General features: G+C 62.7%; 2 protein-coding genes. Both read left to right on the top strand.

Annotated elements, in window-relative coordinates:
- On the top strand, positions 1–135 hold a 135-nt coding region (locus tag LDO54_RS39140; RefSeq protein ID WP_436975468.1), incomplete at its 5' end, for a helix-hairpin-helix domain-containing protein.
- A gap of 165 nt (positions 136–300) precedes the next feature.
- On the top strand, positions 301–716 hold a 416-nt coding region (locus tag LDO54_RS01630), incomplete at its 3' end, for a translation initiation factor IF-2 associated domain-containing protein (protein ID WP_436975467.1).

The raw sequence follows: 716 nt of genomic DNA, 5'->3' as shown, positions 1-716 counted from the left end.
CTCGCGCAGCATGAAGTTCACACCCGCGACGAGCTCGCAGAGCTGGCCGTGGACGAACTGGTCGAAATGACGGGAATGGAAGAGGACGCCGCCAAGGCGTTGATCATGAAGGCACGTGAGCACTGGTTCCAGTGATTTCTGGGGCGCGATGCCCCAGGACACGATCCGGTGCGCGACGAGCAGGAAGCGACCATGACCCACTGAACTGAACGCGGCGGAGCCTTGCAGGATGCGAGGCGCCGAAGGCCGCATGACCCGATGTCAACCGCAAGGAATCGGTCCTTGCATTAAGAGGAATGAATGGCGAGTAACAACGTAGCCCAATTTGCCGCGGAACTGAAAATGCCTGCAGGCGTGCTGCTGGAGCAGCTGCAGGCAGCGGGCGTCCAGAAAGCGAGCGAGACCGATACCTTGTCGGAGACCGACAAGGCGCGTCTGCTCGACCACTTGCGCAAGTCGCACGGTTCGACCGACGCGGACAAGCGCAAGATCACGCTGACGAAACGGCATACGTCGGAGATCAAGCAGTCCGATTCGACGGGTAAGGCACGCACCATTCAGGTCGAGGTGCGCAAGAAGCGCACGTTCGTCCGCCGCGACGAGTCCGCCGAACAGGCGGAGGCATCGAATCATGCCGCCGACGCAGCAGTCGCCGCCGAAGAGGCGGAACTGCAGCGCCGCGAGGAAGAAGCGCGCCGCGAGGCCGAGCTGCTCGA

Origin of the sequence: Paraburkholderia tropica, from assembly GCF_914484835.1 — a bacterium.
GTDB lineage: Bacteria > Pseudomonadota > Gammaproteobacteria > Burkholderiales > Burkholderiaceae > Paraburkholderia > Paraburkholderia tropica_A.
The sequence above is the reverse complement of the archived record's forward strand: the minus strand, read 5'-3'. Positions and strand labels throughout refer to the sequence as shown.